This is a genomic window from Nostoc sp. CMAA1605 (assembly GCF_021596505.1).
Classification (GTDB): domain Bacteria; phylum Cyanobacteriota; class Cyanobacteriia; order Cyanobacteriales; family Nostocaceae; genus Trichormus.
This window is the reverse complement of record NZ_PJIZ01000032.1, coordinates 1-20162: the sequence shown is the minus strand read 5'-3', so window position 1 is coordinate 20162 and position 20162 is coordinate 1. Positions and strand designations below refer to the sequence as shown.

The following is a 20162-nucleotide window of genomic DNA, read 5'->3' as shown; positions in this document are numbered from 1 at the left end:
TGTTGTATTATTTCGCCAGAAATTTTACTGGCAAATGTTTACTGTTCCCTATTTCTGCCTGAAAATAGCTAGCAGCTTGGAAGAAAAATTATTAAGTAGTGGTGTGGCAAGCCTTAAATGGTGAATTTTCTGGAAGAAGTTGAACGCAGATAAACGCCGATAAACGCGGATAAAATCAATTCTTTAATGCAAAATTTAAAGCTTGACACGCTAGTAAGGTGTATTAGGGCTTTGCAAGGATTTGAGCGTGTTAAAAAATGATATTTAGTCGTAACGCACCACTATTATTAAATAACTAGCAAATTTTCTCAAAAATAATTGAATATTAGAGTAATTAACTATGTAATTTTGACAAGTATTTGATGAAGTTATCAAATATATCTATTTGACTGACTGGTAGTTTCACTATATGTTGAAAACACTGTATTTTCGGTTTCTAAAAGATGATGAAACATACTTCAGTTTTGTCTGCTCTATTATTAGGAGCAAGCATTGCGGTTGGTGCAAATGCTTCACCAGCTAATGCTATCACTACTGCTATATGTCAAGTGACAGATGTTACTTACACATCTGGTTCTAACGATATTAGTGCAACTGCTTGTAGGGGTGAATTGGAAACTGATTCCACAGCTTGGCCTTATAACAATGATGTAACAGGAAATGGTGATCCATTACTGAGTAAATTGAACACTCTGTTTGGCACAAGCTACAACTGGACTTTGGTTCGCAAAGATGAAGCCTCTGGGAATCAAGGGGTTTTTGATGGTTTTGACGACGCTAAAACAGGAACATGGAGTTCCAATAGTATCTCAGGACCCTTTGCTATTAGTCTGAAAGCTGGTACAGGTTTTTCCGTGTATCTGTTTGAAAACATCACCCAGGCTGTGACAAACGGAAAATGGTCTACTGTTGGTATACTTAACAACGGTGGCAAACAACCCAATCTATCTCATCTTTCCTTATTCACGGCACAACTTCCTACTCAACCCGTTCCCGAACCTATCACTATGCTTGGTCTTGGTGTAGGTACTGTAGGATTAGGCGTGTTAAAGCGCAAGTACGGCAAAAAAGAAGCTAAAGCAAAAGTAGCAGTTTAATCACAACTGCAATCACTTGGATGAAGCCAACAGTAAGGCTAGATTCTCTAAATGGTGTGTCAGTGGTCTAATTAGGTATTTTAAATAACCGTGACATAAAACACTCCTATCTAAATTTTAATGTGTTCTCTATTTTTCTTAATTCCAAATATTTACACTCCCTGATATAAATAAAATACACATATATTACAATTTACGTTTAATGTGAATTAAAATCGGGTAATTCTATAGACATTCGTAGGGGTGGGTTAATCAAATATCATTAACAATTAACGATGATATCGGTGAACCCACCCCTACCGAGTCTCATTAGCTCCAAGCATGGCCTTTTTTTTGGATATAGAAGGTTTTTCTAATTAACATCAGGCGTAATTTATCCCTAGCTACTAGCTCAACCAGTTCAATAAATTTTGTAGGTTGAGTCTCATTATTCAACCCAACCTACATCTAATACACTATTTTAGAGTTGCCACGCCACTAGGCTGTTCTTCTTCTTGCCCAGCGTGTTTCCTTCCAGATAATAAAAAACAAAACTGCTGATATCAAAGCCCCTAAATTCCACTTGACGGAATTTTTAATTAAATTCAAACTTACCGAAGACTGATTAGTTTCTTTTTGGGTTTTTAGTTGTTGCTTGGCTTGTGTCAATTGAGAGAGAATTTGATTTTTTACATCTTCAGGATTTCTCCCATTTAATGAACCACCCTGCCTCTTAATTAAATCCTCTATCTGTGTTGATGAAGTTTGATTTAACTGTTGTTCAACTTGATTCGCCTGAGAAAGTCTTTGCTCATAACCGGTCTTAATTTGCTCAAGATTAGTATTATACAAACGTACCGTGTTAAATACTCCTAGAGGAATTAATAGCAGGTATAGTAAGGCTACTAACAAAGCTAAACGAGATAATAAAGCTAATAAAGGTAGTTCCCATTTACCTCTTTTTGCTAATTTACCGGAAAATACAAATAATGTAGCAATTAATGGTACACCTACTTGGTTTACCAACCTTCCCATTGTTTGAAATTCCCAACTAGGATTCATAAAGCTTGGTGGCACAAACATTTCAATGATGTCTAATAGTGCCAAAAACAACATACCATAGCCCAGTAAACGCCAAAGACTAACTAGCTCTAGTAGAGGCTGTATAGTCCCTACCAATTTACTTAGTTTGGTAAATTCTGATTCTACAAATTCGCGGATTTCAGGTTCGCGGGTGTTAGATTCACGGATGTCAGTTTCAGCCATAAGTTTCAGGTAATTAAAAAATTAAGGTTGTTAAAACTCAAGGTTTAAGTAGAACGGTGTAAATAATTCAAGGTTGGTAGTGAGGACTTCAGTCCTTATTTGAGGACTAAAGTCCTCACTACAAAACGAATTTCCCAATTTTTACATTGCTTAATGTAGTTTGGTTTTGTCGCACCGACTTACTTAGGAAATCGTGGTTGCCACCACTTGTACCATGCGAACCAAGCTTTTTCTAATACTTGGTAAGACTCTTCAGGGGAAGAATTTTTTAAAGGCATCGATAAATATACCCACAAACAGCGTTTATCTAGCAGGGCTTCTTGCCCTAGCAAAATAGGTATTAAACGATTCAGGTTGATATCTTGAGAAAAGCGATTATCTCTAAACTGTGGATGAGTGAAGGTAGTACCTCCTCGTGGGTTTATACAAGTGCTAAGATAAGCTGTCTGTTTTTCTACTCCTAATCCGTAGTACCCAACTTCTTTCTGATAACGTACTACGCTAGACGATGTGATACCGAGATTGCGCTGGAGATATACCCCAATATCTGCATGATAAAAATTCTGTAAATAGCGCATTTCAATATCTAGAGATAAATCATTTTTTGAATACCTGTAATATTTTTGCGCCAATAAATCTGGATTGTCCTTCACCAAAGATTTAGCTGGTGTGACTACACTAGGCTGCCATTCTTCTAAAGGTACTTCTTGAGGGAAAATGAAATTATTAGCTGTAGGTTCATCAGGATTAGGAAATAAAATTGACTTTCCTAAAACTAATATCCCTGCACCAAATATTAAAGCTAAAAATTTAATTCGATTTTCTTTCCAGTACATTAATTTAAGGAAGTTGCGTTATTTTTACTTTCTTGTTCATTTCTACTGAGTAGAAACCAGCAGAAACAGCATAAGAAGAAACTAGCAATCATAGAAAATATCAGAGAGCCATCACCCTCATGCCAATATTTAAAGGCTTGCTGATCACCCTGCGCTACTAAGATAGCCATCAGTGCAACTCTGAAACCATTAACAATAAATCCTAGCGTCGTAGATATTATTGGTAACATAATTTTCTGCTTTAACTTAATATCAAACATAAAAATAAACAATACTACTAGGCTTAATAAATCTACGATTATATCTACTCCAGAACAACCAGAATACACTTCTATGCTTCCTGTAGGCAAATTAACAACAATTCCAGAGCGACTGACTTTAAAACCCGTATACCAAAGTATAGCTGTAGATAATTTAGCAGTTAAAATTGATATATCTATTGGGAAATTCAATAGGAAATATCGTATGGTTAGAAAACTCAAGAGCCACAACTCTTGATAGTATTGCTTTAGTCCTCTATAGCCAGAAGCTAGTAGGGCTAGACCAATGCCAGATATCAAGGGTGGGAGTAATGATAATATGCCAATATTTATTTGCAACAAACTAATTATAAATATTACAATTATAAAAAATACACCCATCAAGCTAGAGAAAAAATCACTATTTAAATTTAGTTTATGTTTCTTATCTTTGAGCGATAGATATACCACTAACAAAAATAAGGCATTGATGTAAAAGTTTGTTGGATCATCCTTCCTTGCAACTAGTGTTAAGTTAATTCCTATTAATGACCCAGCTATTCCTAATAACCATAATTCAACACTTTTTAGTGATATAGATAACTTATTTTGCATCGCTTTCATCGTAAAAATTAGTTAGGTTTACACAAACTACATAGAGAAGTTATATTTGATTTATGCAAAGTCAGTATACCTCTATTCCATCTTTGCTTTTAAGAGTTTCCTAGCTATAGAAGTAACTTCAACAATCAAACATGATGACTACTATATTGCAAAGTAAAAGCAATATTAAGAATCTTCCAGGTTTAAACATTATTTATAGTCTAAATCCTGTAATTATTTGATTTATTTATACTTTTTTGAGTGCAAATATTTTTGCATACATAATACTATGTATCGCAGCCAGTTTAGGCTTGCAAAACATATGTATATTGTTGGTTAGAAGCCCAACTAGACTTACACGATAGGGGAAAACACTACAATGAAGCGAGTCATTAAAAACACTTTGAGGGATTAGAGATTTGATACAACACTATCCCAATTAGATATTTGAATTGATGCTGATGCTATCACTCATAGAAATAATTTAAGTGATTTCCTAGATTGCAAAGAGTCTGACTGCCCTCCTTAATATAGCTAAATTTTATACATCCATAGACAGCATTCCATCAAGAAATTTTCGACGTTTAATCGATTTTTTTCGTCAGATGCACTGGGTTAACATAAATTTGCTATACCTTAGTAGCTACATAGTATATGTAAATAACTTTGCATAAAATGTACAAGTAATACAACACTTGCTGAAAATTTTTCATCAAATCTTCATTTAATCTTAGAGTATATTCTCATATAGCTCCTCATTCAGAATTAAAGTGCAGTTAGTTGCTTCCAGGACTTACGCAAAAATAAGGGACTTCCAATTAAAAAAATATACTATCACGTTGAGGGCAAGAGGGCAGGGGGAAAACATCTGTGTTGAAGACGATAAATTTGGAGAGTTGATTTTCTAGAAGTTTCTAAAGTAACTCTGTCATAACGAGCGATCGCGGCGTGATCTTCCCTGACACTGGGATTGCTTCCCTACACTTCGTTCCTGTAAATACTTAGTCCATGTAAGTTTTCAGACAAAAGTTTCATAAAGCATCTTCTAATCCAAAGAAATGCTGAGGTGATTACCTCGATTTGTAATATATTATCTTGTGTGTCGTGCATTAATCATTAAGCACGCGTAGTAGCAGCCAGAATACTGGTATTGCTTAGTCCTGTTGTGATTTAGCAAATGCTACTGAATTTCAGTGGAATATTAGGACTCTCATTTGATTTTCCCGAAGTTGGTTAAACCTCTAACTTCGCTCTTTTGTGTTACCTGTTTCGTGCCTGCATTAGTTAAGTTCAGTAATCAAATGGATTCCTAAATGACAAAGAATACAATTGTCAAATTTTTCGCATATGCTGCGATCGCATTACTATTGAGTTTCTCTGGTATTAGCCATGCACGCACTCCTGTGAACGTGCCACTGAGATATGAAGTAGCAACCTCTATATCTACAATTCCGTCGAGTGCGATCGTGCCTTGGCCAGTATTTCACCGTATAGACGCGCTCAGTTTTGCCTCTCGTATTGGTTTAGAGACAGTTTGGGGAGATTACTGGGAGCGTAGCGAAAATCCATCTTCTGTTGGTTTCACCAAAGTATCCCAGGAACTAACCAAGGCATCAAATGGTAACTATGCGGTATATAACAACCTTGATTTAGGCAGTGGTGTGCAAGCATTGATGCTACGTATCGCTTTGCCTTCTGGGACAAACGGTGTTGAAGTCCGTAGTGGGTCAGCTAGCGGCACCCTATTAGGAAAGTGTAACATCAATAGTACCGGTTCTGAGTCAATTTATCGTACAGTTCCATGTCCTTTAAATAGCAGTCTTGCTAAAGGAACACAAAACCTTGTCATCAGGTTTACAGGAACTAACAGCAAGATGCGCTTTAATTGGTTTGCTTTTTGGGCGCAGAATACGGTGCAGAAAATTGACGAGATACAAAAAGTCCAACCAGATGCTGTCAACAAAGGCGCGCCTGTATTGGCAATCTCCGGTAAACCAGTACGGACAAAAGACCTACTACCAGCAGTTTCCGAAATTCTGGCTAAATCCTATGGGATGTGGTCTCCTGGTAAAACATGGGAATGTCCTAAGTGGATGCACGATACCTATTGGACAAGAGGCGAGGATGGTAAGGTTTACCCCACCTGGCATCCGCCTGTAGATTTTAACCCAGAAACAAATATCTATTGTACATATGGTCATGAACATGGGGATGATCCGCGCAGTTCAGAAGTATTTAATATTGCGGGTATGCCAGCTTTTGGTTATGTTAACGAGCAATTAGCAGCGAATAATCCATCTAATCCATCTGTTCATAGACATGAAGATCACTTTGGACATAAGGTGCTTGTGGCTAATAACTGGCGTATGTACAACGCCAACAATAGCAGTGAAACAAAAACCTGTGATGTCAGCTTAAAAGTACATATGGGTACACATTCACCAGATGCGCTGACAAATACGGCTCATGAAATGTTTGCGTCTGGTAAATGTGATGGGCTAGCTCCCTTCAACTTAAAACATTTTGCTTTGTTTGGTAGACCTGGACAGTTCATAGAGTCTCAAGCTCCGTTATGTACCCTCCCAGTCCTACCTGGAATCACACCAAACCCTATTAACCAGCCAAGCGGGGGTTTTCATCGCGCTATTCCCACGACGGAATGTTATTTACGGGGTACAAAAGAGGAACAATCTTCAGATGTTATTAGAAGAAACACGGAATTTTGGCTTACCGCTTTTGCTGGCAAAAGTTTTTACTTTAATGTTACAAATCCTGCCCGTTTTTATGATGCGTCATCCTCAACAAAAATCCGTAGAACGGTGGATGCTTGCTATAATTCGAGCCATCCTCTTGCTAACACGCTTTTGTGTCAAGAAGTTCTGGCTGCTGGAAGTAGAGTTACCTGGGATGACCCCCGTTCGCCCTTCCGAGGAACTGTGCATTCCAATACTCACTTTTCAGGTCTTCAGTTTAATGATTCTCCAAGTTCTGTAGTATATACGGATGCTTATGGGAAAAACGCTAGGACATCACCTGCTCCTGATCTGGGAGTTACTTTGAAGCAAGTTGTTCCTGTTCAGAAATTTCATTATAGGGCAGATGGTAATGCCAGTGCCTTCCCGACAGCCGACTATTCTGCATTTGGAACGAATGGGGTAAGAGCGCCTAATTAACGGCTTCAAGACTTGAGGGAACACCAAATACTAACTCTTATTAGGGTGCGTCAGTATAGATATTTTCTTGGTGTACTTGGGATATCTACTTCTGACGCACCCTACATTTTGATTATAAATTAACGTATGTCTCCATTGGAGGCGCACGTTGATTTAGTACATATATAGTGATTTAACTAAGTGGGCAAGAAAAGTTATAAGTATATTTTTGCAAAACAAGGTTAAGGAATAACAAAGATTTTGGATATTTTAATTCTCATATAGGAGTAAATGTATAATTTCTTTTTAGGAATTAAAAAATAAATTAAACTTAATATTTATTTCCTGCAAAGATTTGATGAATTATACAAGTGACTATTGTGATTATACTGTAGTTATGAAACTATGGTATTCACTGTTACTAGTATTACATCAATTAATTTATGCAATTAAAATGATACTTGCATCAAAAGTGCCATTTTATACATGATTGATTGATTCTTGTATCAGCTTTTGCATACCAGATACATCAAAATCAACTAGAAACTTATGAAACATCTTCAATCTGCCTTATTTGGCGCAACATTTGCTGCTACAACAGCAGCAGTTGTTGCTTTTGCCCCGTCTTCTGCAATGGCAATTAGTATTGCTCCTGGTTCGGTTAGTGTAGGTGGTAGATGGAGTAGCGTTGAAGACTCAACGACTAAGGATCTCACTGTCAATTTTAACACTGTGTCTGTAACTGACATACAGCCAGGATTCGATAAATTTGACCCTGAGCTTGATACAGGCACGCTTACCATCTCGGCTTTAAATCTAGACTTTCTTGCTACTCAGACTGTACCGATAGTTGGCACCTTCAATTCATATCAACTGCCAGCAGGTGGTGTAATACCATTTTTAAATTTTGGGTTACGGACATTTGATGGAACAGGTCCTCAGCAACTAACGTTCAATCTGACTTCTGCTACATTCGTAAGAACTGGTTCAGGTTTACAATCACTAATGACAGTTAACAATGCAGAAGGTTACTGGACATTTGGTACAAATACATCTGGTTTGGCTCGCATCTCCGGGGAGTTTAATTCGGGTACTGGAGGCTATAGCTTGACAGCAACTGCTGTACCCGAACCCCTAACAATGGGTGGTCTAGCTTTAGGTGCTGGTTTTGGTGCTTTCCTCAAAAAACGCTATGCCAAAAAAGACAAGGAACTTGCAAAAGTTTAAACTCACTTGAGCTAACTTAACATCAAATAACAACGATCAATTCTATTTTGTGTTCCGGTGATAGTCTCGCTAAACGCAAAACTCTCACCCAAGTTTTGCACCAGGGATTTAAATTGTCTTAGTGAAAAAGCTAAGAATCAGAAAAGCTAGAGTTCAGCTTTCTTAAGTGTTTCTATAAGAGGTTTTAATGAGGTGTCACAATTTAAAGTTTTAATTGAGCAGTTGACAGGTGACAGTCTCCAAAGCTTTGCAGTGTAAAGGTTTTAGGCTCAATCAGAGTATTTATGATAAATATTATATATAAATATAATAATCTCCATAAAATTATCAGTGCATCGGGTGTATGTTGGGTTAAGCGCAGCACAACCTAACATAAATCTCGGAAATTCAACAATGAATATTGGTGTTGGGTTGAAGCAAGGAAACCAACCTACTTGATGTTTACTTTGATAAATAAGTTCTTATTACCAATTCTCTGTTAAGTTGCGCCGAATGAATGATGTAGAGACGTTGCATGCAACGTCTCTACTGTACGGAATAAAGTGCATCTTCATCAATAAATTTGCTACTTACAGATGCACTAGTAGGCTACTGTGTACACACAAGTAGAATTACCCCCCTTAATCTCCCCTTGGAAATGGGGGAAACAAGAAAATCTAGTTCCCTCCCATTTCCAAGGGGAGGGTTAGGGTGGGGTAAACAGAGGACTGATAGTTATCCGATCGCTTGTGTGTACACCGTAGCCTACAAGGAGGAGCCACTGCGTTGGGCGGGTTTCCCGACTTAAAGCAAGTGGCGTAGAGGCTTTAAATCTTGCTCCCCTTCCCTACAAGGGAAGGGGTTGGGGGTTAGGTTGAAAGAAAAGTTGCACACGGCGTTAGATAGGCTCTCACTCATAGTATCAGTGATTTTCCGAGAAAAATTATGCGTTTAGATACCTACAGTGTTGGTGAATACAGCCCTGGTGTACCATTTTGGCAACAACTTTCTTGGTATTTTTTCGGTTCGCCTCTAGTAGAAAGTCATTTGTTACCTATATCAAGCATCAAGGTTTTAGTGTTGCGGTGGTTTGGTGCAAGAATTGGGCAAGGTGTGCGGATTAAGCCAGGAGTGCGAGTCAAGTTTCCTTGGCGGTTGACTGTGGGTGACTATGTATGGATTGGAGAAGATGCTTGGATAGATAACTTAGCTCATGTCACCATAGAAAGTCATGTTTGTATCTCTCAAGGTGTTTATTTGTGTACAGGCAATCATGATTGGAGTCGTCCTGATTTCCAATTGATGATAGCCCCCATCCTGATTCAAGAGAGTAGTTGGATTGCGGCTAAGTCTGTGATTGGCCCTGGTGTAACTGTTGGTCGTGGGGCTATTTTAGCATTAGGCTCGGTAACTGGCAGATCCTTAGAGCCGATGACCATTTATGCCGGTAATCCAGCCCAATCAATTAAGAAAAGAAAGATTACACAAGATTAGGAAAAATCGTAAGTCCAGGGCGAACGCAACGCCGATAATGTCATTGCGATCCGAAACGAAGTGTAGGGAAGCAATCCCAGGGTTAAGGGAGATTAGAGAACACCAAAAAATCAATTGTCCCAAATAAACAGCTTAGTAGGGTGCGTCAGTATGAATAACCTCTTGGTATAGTTAGGTTTTCTCACACTGACACACCCTACAGTTTGGATATTTTTTTATCTAATGTGAATTAAAATCGGGTAATTCCATAGATATTTGTAGGGGCGGGTTAATCAAGTATCATGAACAATTAACGATGATCTCGGTGAACCGGCCCCTACTGAGTCTCATTAGCTGCAAGCATCGGCTACTTTTTGGATATGGAAGGTTTTCCTAACTCACATCAGGCGTAATTCCTAATATTTCGAGTCTATTTCTGATAGAAATGAGGTTTCTTGAGTTTATTCTTAAAAATCTTCCGCACCATATTCCGTAAAGTAGCGTCTCCTCGTAAAACGACATCTCTGAGTTGTTGTTCTGGACGACCCCTAAAAGAAGTGACGTGATAATATTTTTCTGGTGTGGCTGGTGTTGGTGAAAAGTAATAGTTGGATACACAACAACGCCGTCCATGATGATTAATCGGACTAACAGAGTGTAAAGAAGTCCGATTTGTCACCATAATTACTAGGCGATTAAATTTACTGTGGATAGTTCTAGCAGGTTGTTTTAACCCTCGATCCCAAAGTTCCAAGTTACCACCATAACTTTCTTGCCAATCTGGAGTTACGTAATATAGTAAGTTCAAAACTCGATAGTTCTTAATATCTTTATCATGGGAATTATCCAGATGAGGATTGAGAAAGCAACCGTATTCCATCAGGCTAAAACCAGCAGCATAGAGATATTCATCAGCCGTGAGTTTTTCAAAGCCTGTGATGTCTGCGATTAAATCTACAATTCTCTTGTCCTGGAAGGCATAGATGATTTCTTCCAGAATTGGATTGTATTTATTCAACTGGATGCCTACATATTTATGTTCTCTGATATCTTTAAGCTGCAATAATTCCTCTTTATGAGGAAAGGCTTTATAGATTTCAATAACCTCGTCTTCATTTAATAAATTGTCTATATAGCAACTATTAATCCTGTCAGTAATGGCAAATTCTGCTTTTAAAACTGACTTATATGTTGTGAGCTTATTGAAAATTTGCTCTGCATAATAGTTGCGTAAATCTTGTTTTTGTAGCATTTGCGTTCTATTTTAGGTTTTTAAAGGTAATTCAATTAACTATTTTGGTTTTGATTTCGACAAAACTGTAAACTATAAATAATGCAATAATGCAATCTACCAATAGAGGTATTTACTTCATAAAATTATTAATTTCATTTGTGTTTTTTTGATAAACACATAGTTAGAAACAAATGTCAACTACGATTATACATAAAATTCTTGTTTATTTTCAATAAAGCATGGGTAATTGCAAAAACAATTTGGTATATTCGTGTTGGCAACAGTTAAATTAAGTAGACATACTGTTAGGTAGTCAGAGACTTTATGTTGATGCAAGCAATTAAAAACTATTTTCAGTACTTTGCCCATCCAGAAGAAATTGAAAGATGTGATGAAGATGTTGTTGTTTGCAAAATTTTCAACCCAACTCCAGCAATTCAGGCTAACAGCTACTATTTCGGACATCCAGAATGGGGTTTGAATTACTTTGAAGCGTGTCACAGAGATGAAAATTTCATTGAACTGTGGAGAGAAGTAATTGGTAGTTGGCAGGGCAAAATAGTTGTGGATATTGGTTGTGGCCCTGGAAATGTCTATGCGTCTTTAAAAGAGTTTTGTGGTGAACCGGAGTTATTACTTGGTGTAGATGTTTCCTTGGGGGCTTTGAAAATAGCTTCTAAACTGGGATATACAGCTATTTTGGCGGATGCTCACAAGTTACCGTTAAAGTCTGAGTTTGCTGATATTGTGGTTGTAAATGCGTGTTTACACCATTGCGATGATATGGCTCAGGTGTTAAAAGAAGCGGCTAAGTTAGTCAGGCCTGGTGGACTTTTAATTACAGATCATGATCCGCAAAAGAGTGCTTATCAGTTTAAAGGTTTAGGGTCATTATTGTGGCAATTGCGATTGCCAATTTATCGATATATGAAACGAGGTGGACATTCTACTGCTGAGGAACAATCTTGGGGTTTAGCAACAGAAGTACACCACAAAGCTTGTGATGGTGTGACATCAAAAATGTTTTACGAAATGCTCGAACCTATGGGTTTTGCGGTTAAGGTTTATCCTCATAATCATCAGGTGGGTGCAGCTGCATTACAGGGTGATTATGGTAAGCCTTTTTGGAAGTATCGCGTAGCTCAAAGATTATCAGGTATAAACCCTCATTCCCCAGAGGCTGCATTATCGTTGATGTGTGTTGCAACTCGCCTAAATTGATTGGGATCAAAATTATGGGTGGAAAAATTTTGTTAATGATTTTTTAAGTTTTCGGCTTCAATCAACCGTATGGCGAGGATAGTTTCTGCTAATACACGTTGAAAGACATAATACCAACCACGCCAACCGTCAAAAATCCAGCCTTCAACAAATAAGCAATAGATAAATACCATCCAGGGAGCTAAAACTTTTTTTCTGCGGATACGGTCAACCCAGTCTAATTGGTTTACGGGAGTTGCTAAGATTTTTTTAGATTCTAGGACTGTGTAGCGTTCTTGCGCCCATAGCCATCTACTGAAAGGTTTGCGATCGTCGTGATAGATATAAGCAGATAGTAGGGTAGATTGACCTGTTAATTGTAAAACTTGTGTGTGTCCATCATCAATATAGATGGCTTTGCTTTTTTTAAACAGGACTTGACGGGGAGGAAGAATTCTAGTGTTGCGAACGGGTTGACCAAATACACAATATTTGAATTGAGCAAAGTAGCCATCGATTTGCCCATCGACTGGTAAGGTGGCAATTTCAGAGATTAAATCATCTGTGACTAGATAATCTGCATCTAAAGAGAGTACCCAAGGAGTCTGGACTTGTTCTAGACCGTAGTTCCATTGTTTGCCGTGGGTATCAAATTCACGCTGAAAGACCTGGACTTGGGGATAAGATTTGAGAATTTCTAGGGTTGTATCAGTGCTGTAGCTATCAATAACTATAATTTTTTTTGCCCAAGTCAGGCAATCAAGGGTGCGACCAATATTGGGAGTTTCATTATAAGTCAGAATGAGTGGGGTGATTTGCTCTAGCATAGATACATTGGTGCCATCGGGATTAGACCAATTCTCTGTCGTTGGTGTTTGCATAGGGAATTAGATAACTGATGCAGTTAGTGGTTTTGTGAGCGATTTACAAAAAATAGCATTACTCCTGTGCAGTCAGCCATAATTAGTATAATTTCCATCTCAAGTGAGCTTGAACCAATTTGGGGTTTTAGATGGGGAATTTTGGCTGGAAACCATAGTGCAAGAAAAAATACGTCCTGATTTCAATCCCCTCGCTTTACTATGGGGTTACACTCAGCACTCACTACTCAGCACTACTGAAAGTTTTGCTCGCCAAATGAAATTATGCAACCTATGGATGTCACAGCTTCAAGGGTGCAATAGTTTTAATTGGAAGTGCTTCACTGACGTTAAGTAGAACGGTGTAGATAATTCAAGGTTTGTAGTGTACCCCTCCGGGGAAGCAAGCTACGCGCAAGCGTCTCGTAGAGAGGACTTCAGTCCTTATTAGAGGACTAAAGTCCTCACTACGAACTAGAGTCCAATTTTTTTACATTACTTCACATAGTTTGGTTTTTTCACGTCGTTCTACTTAGTTTGCGGTGTGAAGTGATGAAGCACTGGGTTTTAGTTAGTGAAGCTATGCTTTAGTTGGGGATAATTCTTATTTTTAGGTATATTTTACTAGTTTTGGGAGAAAGACTATATTTGTAGCGATCGCAGTTTTTAAGTCTTTCTCAGGTAGGCTTAATTTTTTTGTTTTAAAAATCTATTGGTGCTGACTAGAACAGCAATCAGGAGAAAAAGTTGTATTTGCCAAGGTGCTAAAATCAGGCTCAAAATCAGACTCAGAATCGTAAATAAACTGATAATATAGCCTGTTTCATCGCGACATTTTTGGGATATGTATCCTGTTGCTAGACCTGTGGCCAGAGGAATCAAAAAAAACAAGGGCATTTCTACTTACCTCTACAGCGAATATGTGAAGTTTTGATAAAAACTTGTTGAAGTTATTTTTCTCTTTGTGGTTAATATTACAACTTAGCAGATCAGCTTACAATACATTACTTAAAATAACTATGTATTTTGTGAAGTTTACAAAATACTTATAGTAAATTAGCTTAACATTCAGTGCTGTTACTGGCACAACGATTTAGCATATTACCTCTAGGACTTTATTTTTTTGCTCAAACACGTAATGCTCAACATTCCTCATCTACTGGCCACTGAACTAGAACTAAGACCTCAACAGATAGAAAACGCGCTAGAACTTTTGGCTGAGGGTGCGACAGTTCCCTTCATTGCACGTTACCGCAAAGAACGTACTGGAGAAATGAATGAAATCCAACTGCGGGAATTGGCTGATAGGTATACTTACTTATCAGAATTAGAGGAAAGAAAGTCAGTAATTTTAAAAGCGATCGCGGAACAAGGTAAACTAACCGACGAGTTAGAAAACAAAATTTCATCTTGCTTACAAAAAACAGAACTTGAGGATTTATACCTACCATATCGCCCAAAACGTCGCACCCGTGCAACTATCGCCAGAGAGAAAGGTTTACAGCCATTGGCGGATTTTATCAAAGCTTTAAATGTCAAAAATCCTATTTCCGCCTTATGGGAAGAAGAAGCCGCAAAATATATTTCGGAAACTAACGGAATTAAAACCGCCGATGAAGCTTTAAAAGGTGCGGCTGATATTTTAGCGGAAGAAGTAGCAGAAAAAGCCGATTTACGTGCTTATATTCGCGAATATTTCCTAGAAGATGGGGTTTTCGTCTCCCGAATTAAAGATGATTATCCAGAAGGTACAACTAAATTTGAAATGTACCGGAATTATCAAATTAAAGTCAAAAATGTCGCGCCTCATAATATGTTGGCTTTATGCAGAGGCGAAGCTGAGGGAATATTAAGCTTTGATATTAGCTTTGAGGAAGATTTTGTTCTCTCCTATCTAGAATCCCAGGAAATTAAAACTAAAGTGCGTGGAATTCGCGATTTTTATCAAGCAATGTTAAAAGATGCGTTTAATCGCTTGATGAAAAATTCCCTTATCGGGGAAGTGATGACGGAAAAGAAAACCTATGCAGATATAGAATCTATTAAAACCTTTGAAGCTAATTTACGGGAATTATTACTATCTGCACCTGCGGGAATGAAACCGACTTTAGCCATAGATCCTGGATTTAGAACAGGTTGTAAAGTCGCAATTTTAGAACAAACTGGTAAATTTTTAGAATATCAGGCGATATTTCCCCATCAAGCAGCTGAACAACGCCACAAAGCCGCACAAACTCTCAAAAATTTGATTGAAAAATACAAAGTTGAATTGATAGCCATTGGTAATGGGACAGCTTCTCGTGAAACAGATGAATTTGTCACGGAAGTATTACAAACACTAGACCGAAAACCGATTAAAGTCATAGTTAATGAGTCTGGTGCATCTATATATTCTGCTTGTAAAGTAGCAATTGAAGAGTTTCCTGATTTAGATATTACAGTCAGGGGTGCTATTAGTATTGGTCGACGGTTACAAGACCCTTTAGCCGAATTAGTCAAAATTGACCCCAAATCAATTGGTGTGGGACAATATCAGCATGATGTAGACCAAAAGTTATTGAAAAAGAAATTAGATGAGACTGTAGAAAGCTGTGTGAACTATGTTGGTGTAGATTTAAACACAGCCTCTAAAGAATTATTAACTTTTGTTTCTGGCATTACTCCCACAATTGCTAATAATATTGTGGCTTATCGCAATCAGCACGGAGCGTTTAAAAATCGCCAACAGTTATTGAAGGTAGCGAAATTAGGCCCGAAAGCCTTTGAACAAGCGGCTGGATTTTTGCGTATTCGTGGGGGAGAGAACCCCTTGGATAATACAGCTGTGCATCCAGAAAGTTATCCTGTAGTGAAGGCGATCGCTTCTGATTTAAATGTACCATTAAATCAAGTCACACAAATTGCGGAAAAACTGCAAAAAACCAACTTAAAGAAATACGTTAATGAGCAAGTTGGTGAACCTACACTGCGAGATATTCTGAAAGAATTAGAAAAGCCGGGTAGAGACCCCCGCGCAGAATTTAAGTACGCCACCTTTAAAGAAGGAATTAAAGAAATCAGTGATTTACAAGAGGGAATGGAACTAGAGGGAGTTATCACCAATGTCGCCAACTTTGGCGCATTTGTTGACATTGGTGTTCACCAAGATGGTTTAGTACATATCTCTCAACTCGCTGACAGATTTATTGATGACCCGAAAAAAGTAGTCAAAGTGGGACAAGTGGTAAAAGTGCGGGTCTTAGAAGTAAATGAGAAATTAAGGCGTATTAGTCTTTCTATGAAAGCAGTCAAACAATTTTAGATTTTGGATTTTGGATTTTAGATTGACTGCGACATCATACGCGTTTCCAGCATACTCAACATCAATCATATAAATCATCCCATTGGCAGAAACTCAATATGCCTAGTAATAGATGGCATACATTTAACCAATTGAAGATACTAGAAGGAGTCGTAAATCATTTTTAAATCTATAAGGTAACGAAATGCTGGGAACTTTTTTAATAACCTTAGCTACAGCACTAAGTCTACTAATTGTAGATTTAGTTGTACCAGGTGTAAATATTGCTAATTTTCCGGCTGCATTAATTGCCGCTTTAGTGATTGGTTTAATTAATGGGTCAGTAAAACCTGTTCTCTCAACCTTATCCTTACCCTCAATTTCTTAACTCTGGGAGCATTTTCTCTAGTAGTTAACGGTATTTGTTTTTCATTAGCAGCCTTGCTAGTCCCTGGTTTCAGTGTTCATGGACTGATTGCGTTTATTCTGGGGCCTGTTGTTTTATCTTTTGCTAATACATTTATTAGCAAGTATTTTGCTGAAAGAAATCTCGCTTTGAATCCTAATGTGGATACTAAAGGCGAATTACCATCAAGCTAACACTACACATCTTTAAACTTAGTGAACCAAATCAGAAGATAATTCCTGAGATGGAGTAACTAAGTTGGTTGGTTCAAGACAATGTAAATACACTTGAGACTTAACAACAAACTTATGAAATTATTACGTTTTATTCTTGGTTTAGTGCTACCACCATTAGGTGTTTTCCTAACTGTTGGAGTGGGGCCGACCTTAGTGATTAATATTTTACTGACACTTTTAGGTTGGCTTCCTGGTAGTATTCATGCAATTTGGGTAATTGCTAAACGCGAAGAACAATTAAACGCTGAGAGAGGAGTTTACTAAGGGAGTTCCAATTTAAAAAATATACTATCACCTTGATGGCAAGGGGGCAGGGGCAGGGAGCAGGGGGAAAACATCTGTTCTGGTGTACGCAGTTCATGATGGCTACTTAAATCTGGATAGTTTATTTTCTGGAATTCTCTAAGATTTTGAGTCATTGTAGGGGATGAATTGGAATCCCCGGCTTATTTAAAGTCGGGGATTTCAATATAGGAAATTATTCAGTAGATTGTCGAAAACCTATTTATGAACTATTTCCTTATCTTGTTTATTCGGCTCTTTATCTTTGAATAAATCTGCCGTTGCTAGTAGTAATTCTCGCAATGTTTGTTTGATTTGACGTTCTTTTCTGGCTATAGCTGTACCAGCTTCACCTAGTTTAAGTTCTAATTGCGATCGCTTCTGCTCTACCTGTGTAGCTAAAGCCTCAGCTTGGGGACGAGCTTGATTATACCAGTTGTTAGCTTCCTCTAAATAATGCTGGACTTCATCAGCGCGTCCACCGTAGCGTGCAGCTAAGTTAGCACGCACAATTGCTAGTTGTGCTTGTAATTGTGCATAACGTTTCTTTAATAATGCTGCTTCTTCACTATCTTTGATAGCATCAATGGCAGAATCAATGGCACTTTTCGTATTAGCAGTTTTCTCTTTACCGGTTTCTGCAATTTCTGCGAGAATGCCATCAACATCCTGCTGAATCTTTTCTTCTTCGCTATCTATTTGCGCTTGGAGTCTTTGCAATTCTGACTGAGTTTTTACTATAGCCTCATGTCTTTTAGTGTTGACTCCCTCAATAGCACCTTCTATAGATGCGGTTACTTCCTCTTTTAATTCAGTACCTTTATCTTGCAGATTTTCCACTACGGCGGAAACTGCATCTTTGACAAGTGTGCGAATTTCGTGAGAACCTTCTTTAAACTCAGAAGCTACTTGAGCAACTGCTGATTTGACAATCTCACGAATACGTTCAGTTCTTAACTGACCAGTTGCTTTTGCTTGCTGCAAATCAGATTGAATTTGCTCTTTGATATTATTATTAGCCATTTTCAATTCTTGCTATTGAGATAATTTGGATAAACTTCTTTAAACAAGGTCTGCTAAGAATATTATGATGCGGGAATTTGATGGCAGCTACTTCCTTTAGATAGAAGTTAAAATACTCAGAACCTCAACTTCGTTCTAGATTTGCTAGTAGTCTTAAGAATAACAGTGCAGGCGATCGCCAATTTATGAGAAAATAATCCCTGGCTAATAGTTATGCTCATGAATAGGAATAATAACTGTGAAAAAAATATTTACATTAGTATTTATCATGTTATTGATTACCTTTAATTTTCCTTCACCTGTCAATGCAGTAGATACAGCAAATGGTGCGGAAATATTCAGTGTTCATTGTGCTGGTTGTCATATTAATGGGGGTAACATTGTCAGACGCGGTAAGAACTTACAAAAAAAGACACTCAAAAGATATGGTATGGACTCCATAGAAGCTGTTACAGATATTGTAACTAATGGTAAAAATAATATGTCAGCTTACAAAGACCGCCTCATTGAGCAAGAAATTCAAAATGTTGCTGCTTATGTTTTAGAGCAAGCAGAAAAAGGATGGCGATAATTAGGGACTTCCAACTAATAAATATACCATCGCTGTGGTGAGCAGGAGGGCAGGGGGCAGGCTTCCGCCGTGAGCGTCAGCCGAACGGGAGCAGGGGGAAAAATTAAAATATTCGCTCTAGGAAATTGGATAATTTATTTTCTGGAAATCTCTTAGTCAACAATTAATAGTTAACAAGCAAAATTTAAATATGAAATTACCTGTAGAAAGTCGTTTACAATTTACTCCTGATTTAAACATCTGTCGGATATTAAACGGTATGTGGCAAGTATCCGGCGCACATGGCAGAATTAATCCTCAAGCTGCCATTGAGAGTATGTTTCAATATGTGGATGCAGGTTTTACAACTTGGGACTTAGCAGACCACTACGGCCCAGCAGAAGATTTTGTGGGAGAATTTCGTCGTCAGTTTGCTGCTAAACGTGGACAAGAAGCTTTATCTCAAATTCAAGCTTTTACTAAATGGGTTCCTCGTCCTGGGAAAATGACGAAGAAATTCGTAACAGAAAATATTGACATTTCCCTGAGAAGAATGGCTGTAGAATCTCTAGATTTAATGCAGTTTCATTGGTGGGAATATCAAGATAGCAATTACTTAGATGCTCTCAAATATATGGCAGAACTGCAAACTGAGGGCAAAATTAAACATTTAGCATTAACTAACTTTGACACTGAACACCTGCAAATTATTACTGAAGCAGGCATCAAAATTGTCTCTAATCAAGTACAATTTTCTTTAGTTGATCGTCGTCCTGAAGTAAATATGGTGAGATTTTGTCAACAACATGACATCAAACTATTTACTTACGGTTCACTCTGCGGCGGATTTTTATCAGAAAAGTATTTGGGTAAACCAGAAGCACGAAGTCTTGATTTAACTACAGTCAGCTTACGCAAATACAAAAATATGATAGACGCTTGGGGTGGTTGGCAATTATTTCAAGAGTTGCTCAATACTCTCAAACAAATTGCTGATAAACACCAAGTTAGTATTGCTAACGTGGCTGTGAGATATATTTTAGATAAACCAGCAGTTGGTGGAGTGATAGTTGGTGCCAGACTAGGAATAGCCGAACATCTAGAAGATAATGCCAAAGTCTTTAGTTTTCACTTAGATACTGAAGATAGCGATCGCATCAATACCATATCCCAAAAATCACGCAATTTGTATCAGCTAATTGGTGATTGTGGTGATGAATATAGGCGGTAGTTAGGGAAT

The 20162-nt window shown here is 37.8% G+C and carries 16 protein-coding genes and 1 pseudogene; 10 read left to right on the top strand and 7 right to left on the bottom strand.

Annotated elements, in window-relative coordinates; all coding sequences use genetic code 11:
* Nucleotides 1-443 precede the first annotated feature (443 nt).
* Entirely contained in the window at nt 444-1097 is a 654-nt protein-coding gene (locus CV014_RS13225; RefSeq protein WP_236142455.1) for a PEP-CTERM sorting domain-containing protein, read from the top strand.
* Nucleotides 1098-1574: 477 nt separating this feature from the next.
* Here CV014_RS13225 and hpsJ-A read toward each other — a convergent pair whose 3' ends face one another.
* From hpsJ-A to crtA, 3 genes are all read right to left on the bottom strand, one after another.
* Nucleotides 1575-2342: an HpsJ-like protein, cyanoexosortase A-associated gene (gene hpsJ-A / locus CV014_RS13220; protein WP_236142454.1), complete on the bottom strand. Its 768-nt coding sequence runs from the start codon at nt 2340-2342 to the stop codon at nt 1575-1577.
* A gap of 179 nt (nt 2343-2521) precedes the next feature.
* On the bottom strand, nt 2522-3178 hold the full coding sequence (locus CV014_RS13215; protein ID WP_236142453.1) for a cyanoexosortase A system-associated protein: 657 nt from the start codon (nt 3176-3178) through the stop codon (nt 2522-2524).
* Nucleotides 3178-4041, bottom strand: a complete 864-nt coding sequence (gene crtA / locus CV014_RS13210; protein WP_236142452.1) for a cyanoexosortase A — start codon at nt 4039-4041, stop codon at nt 3178-3180. Before crtA ends, CV014_RS13215 begins: the two co-directional genes overlap by 1 nt.
* Nucleotides 4042-5333: 1292 nt before the next feature.
* Here crtA and CV014_RS13205 point away from each other — a divergent pair.
* The 3 genes from CV014_RS13205 (at nt 5334) to CV014_RS13195 (ending at nt 9872) form a co-directional block, all read left to right on the top strand.
* Nucleotides 5334-7193 carry a carbohydrate-binding protein gene (locus CV014_RS13205; RefSeq protein WP_236142451.1) on the top strand — a complete coding sequence of 620 codons (1860 nt, stop codon included), beginning with the start codon at nt 5334-5336 and terminating at the stop codon, nt 7191-7193.
* A 528-nt stretch (nt 7194-7721) separates the two neighbouring features.
* Nucleotides 7722-8399: a PEP-CTERM sorting domain-containing protein gene (locus tag CV014_RS13200; RefSeq protein WP_236142450.1), complete on the top strand. Its 678-nt coding sequence runs from the start codon at nt 7722-7724 to the stop codon at nt 8397-8399.
* 924 nt (nt 8400-9323) lie between these two features.
* Nucleotides 9324-9872, top strand: a complete 549-nt coding sequence (locus tag CV014_RS13195; protein ID WP_236142449.1) for a WcaF family extracellular polysaccharide biosynthesis acetyltransferase — start codon at nt 9324-9326, stop codon at nt 9870-9872.
* A 409-nt stretch (nt 9873-10281) separates the two neighbouring features.
* Here the strand turns inward: CV014_RS13195 and CV014_RS13190 are convergent, their stop codons facing one another.
* Nucleotides 10282-11103, bottom strand: a complete 822-nt coding sequence (locus tag CV014_RS13190) for a 2OG-Fe(II) oxygenase (RefSeq protein ID WP_236142448.1) — start codon at nt 11101-11103, stop codon at nt 10282-10284.
* A 306-nt stretch (nt 11104-11409) separates the two neighbouring features.
* On the opposite strand from CV014_RS13190, the gene CV014_RS13185 reads away from it, so the two are divergent.
* Nucleotides 11410-12306 carry a class I SAM-dependent methyltransferase gene (locus tag CV014_RS13185; protein ID WP_442946909.1) on the top strand — a complete coding sequence of 299 codons (897 nt, stop codon included), beginning with the start codon at nt 11410-11412 and terminating at the stop codon, nt 12304-12306.
* A gap of 32 nt (nt 12307-12338) precedes the next feature.
* Here CV014_RS13185 and CV014_RS13180 read toward each other — a convergent pair whose 3' ends face one another.
* Complete coding sequence (locus tag CV014_RS13180; protein WP_236142446.1) at nt 12339-13166, bottom strand: glycosyltransferase family 2 protein; 828 nt, start codon at nt 13164-13166, stop codon at nt 12339-12341.
* 666 nt (nt 13167-13832) lie between these two features.
* Nucleotides 13833-14042, bottom strand: coding sequence for a hypothetical protein (locus tag CV014_RS13175; RefSeq protein WP_236142445.1), 210 nt, complete (start codon nt 14040-14042; stop codon nt 13833-13835).
* Nucleotides 14043-14283: 241 nt separating this feature from the next.
* Between CV014_RS13175 and CV014_RS13170 the strand changes: the two genes are divergently transcribed.
* The 3 genes and pseudogenes from CV014_RS13170 to CV014_RS13160 all read left to right on the top strand — a co-directional run bounded on the left by CV014_RS13170 (nt 14284) and on the right by CV014_RS13160 (nt 17331).
* Nucleotides 14284-16446, top strand: a complete 2163-nt coding sequence (locus CV014_RS13170; RefSeq protein ID WP_236142489.1) for a Tex family protein — start codon at nt 14284-14286, stop codon at nt 16444-16446.
* 184 nt (nt 16447-16630) lie between these two features.
* A pseudogene (locus CV014_RS13165) lies at nt 16631-17025 on the top strand (phage holin family protein).
* Between the two features lie 114 nt (nt 17026-17139).
* Nucleotides 17140-17331, top strand: a complete 192-nt coding sequence (locus tag CV014_RS13160) for a YqaE/Pmp3 family membrane protein (protein WP_103138415.1) — start codon at nt 17140-17142, stop codon at nt 17329-17331.
* A 237-nt stretch (nt 17332-17568) separates the two neighbouring features.
* On the opposite strand, the gene CV014_RS13155 is transcribed toward CV014_RS13160, so the two are convergent.
* On the bottom strand, nt 17569-18372 hold the full coding sequence (locus tag CV014_RS13155; RefSeq protein ID WP_236142444.1) for a histidine kinase: 804 nt from the start codon (nt 18370-18372) through the stop codon (nt 17569-17571).
* Nucleotides 18373-18610: 238 nt separating this feature from the next.
* On the opposite strand from CV014_RS13155, the gene petJ reads away from it, so the two are divergent.
* Together petJ and CV014_RS13145 are read left to right on the top strand one after the other, a co-directional pair.
* Complete coding sequence (gene petJ, locus CV014_RS13150) at nt 18611-18943, top strand: cytochrome c6 PetJ (RefSeq protein ID WP_442946908.1); 333 nt, start codon at nt 18611-18613, stop codon at nt 18941-18943.
* A 190-nt stretch (nt 18944-19133) separates the two neighbouring features.
* Nucleotides 19134-20153 (top strand): aldo/keto reductase, encoded by a 1020-nt coding sequence (locus CV014_RS13145; RefSeq protein ID WP_236142443.1) that lies wholly within the window; start codon nt 19134-19136, stop codon nt 20151-20153.
* Nucleotides 20154-20162: the final 9 nt, after the last annotated feature.

Bases quoted from the DNA above. Each gene is read 5' to 3' on its own strand.
- CV014_RS13225 (WP_236142455.1), top strand. From the start codon at position 444: ATGATGAAACATACTTCAGTTTTGTCTGCTCTATTATTAGGAGCAAGC.
- hpsJ-A (WP_236142454.1), bottom strand. From the start codon at position 2,342: ATGGCTGAAACTGACATCCGTGAATCTAACACCCGCGAACCTGAAATC.
- CV014_RS13215 (WP_236142453.1), bottom strand. From the start codon at position 3,178: ATGTACTGGAAAGAAAATCGAATTAAATTTTTAGCTTTAATATTTGGT.
- crtA (WP_236142452.1), bottom strand. From the start codon at position 4,041: ATGAAAGCGATGCAAAATAAGTTATCTATATCACTAAAAAGTGTTGAA.
- CV014_RS13205 (WP_236142451.1), top strand. From the start codon at position 5,334: ATGACAAAGAATACAATTGTCAAATTTTTCGCATATGCTGCGATCGCA.
- CV014_RS13200 (WP_236142450.1), top strand. From the start codon at position 7,722: ATGAAACATCTTCAATCTGCCTTATTTGGCGCAACATTTGCTGCTACA.
- CV014_RS13195 (WP_236142449.1), top strand. From the start codon at position 9,324: ATGCGTTTAGATACCTACAGTGTTGGTGAATACAGCCCTGGTGTACCA.
- CV014_RS13190 (WP_236142448.1), bottom strand. From the start codon at position 11,103: ATGCTACAAAAACAAGATTTACGCAACTATTATGCAGAGCAAATTTTC.
- CV014_RS13185 (WP_442946909.1), top strand. From the start codon at position 11,410: ATGTTGATGCAAGCAATTAAAAACTATTTTCAGTACTTTGCCCATCCA.
- CV014_RS13180 (WP_236142446.1), bottom strand. From the start codon at position 13,166: ATGCAAACACCAACGACAGAGAATTGGTCTAATCCCGATGGCACCAAT.
- CV014_RS13175 (WP_236142445.1), bottom strand. From the start codon at position 14,042: ATGCCCTTGTTTTTTTTGATTCCTCTGGCCACAGGTCTAGCAACAGGA.
- CV014_RS13170 (WP_236142489.1), top strand. From the start codon at position 14,284: ATGCTCAACATTCCTCATCTACTGGCCACTGAACTAGAACTAAGACCT.
- CV014_RS13160 (WP_103138415.1), top strand. From the start codon at position 17,140: ATGAAATTATTACGTTTTATTCTTGGTTTAGTGCTACCACCATTAGGT.
- CV014_RS13155 (WP_236142444.1), bottom strand. From the start codon at position 18,372: ATGGCTAATAATAATATCAAAGAGCAAATTCAATCTGATTTGCAGCAA.
- CV014_RS13145 (WP_236142443.1), top strand. From the start codon at position 19,134: ATGAAATTACCTGTAGAAAGTCGTTTACAATTTACTCCTGATTTAAAC.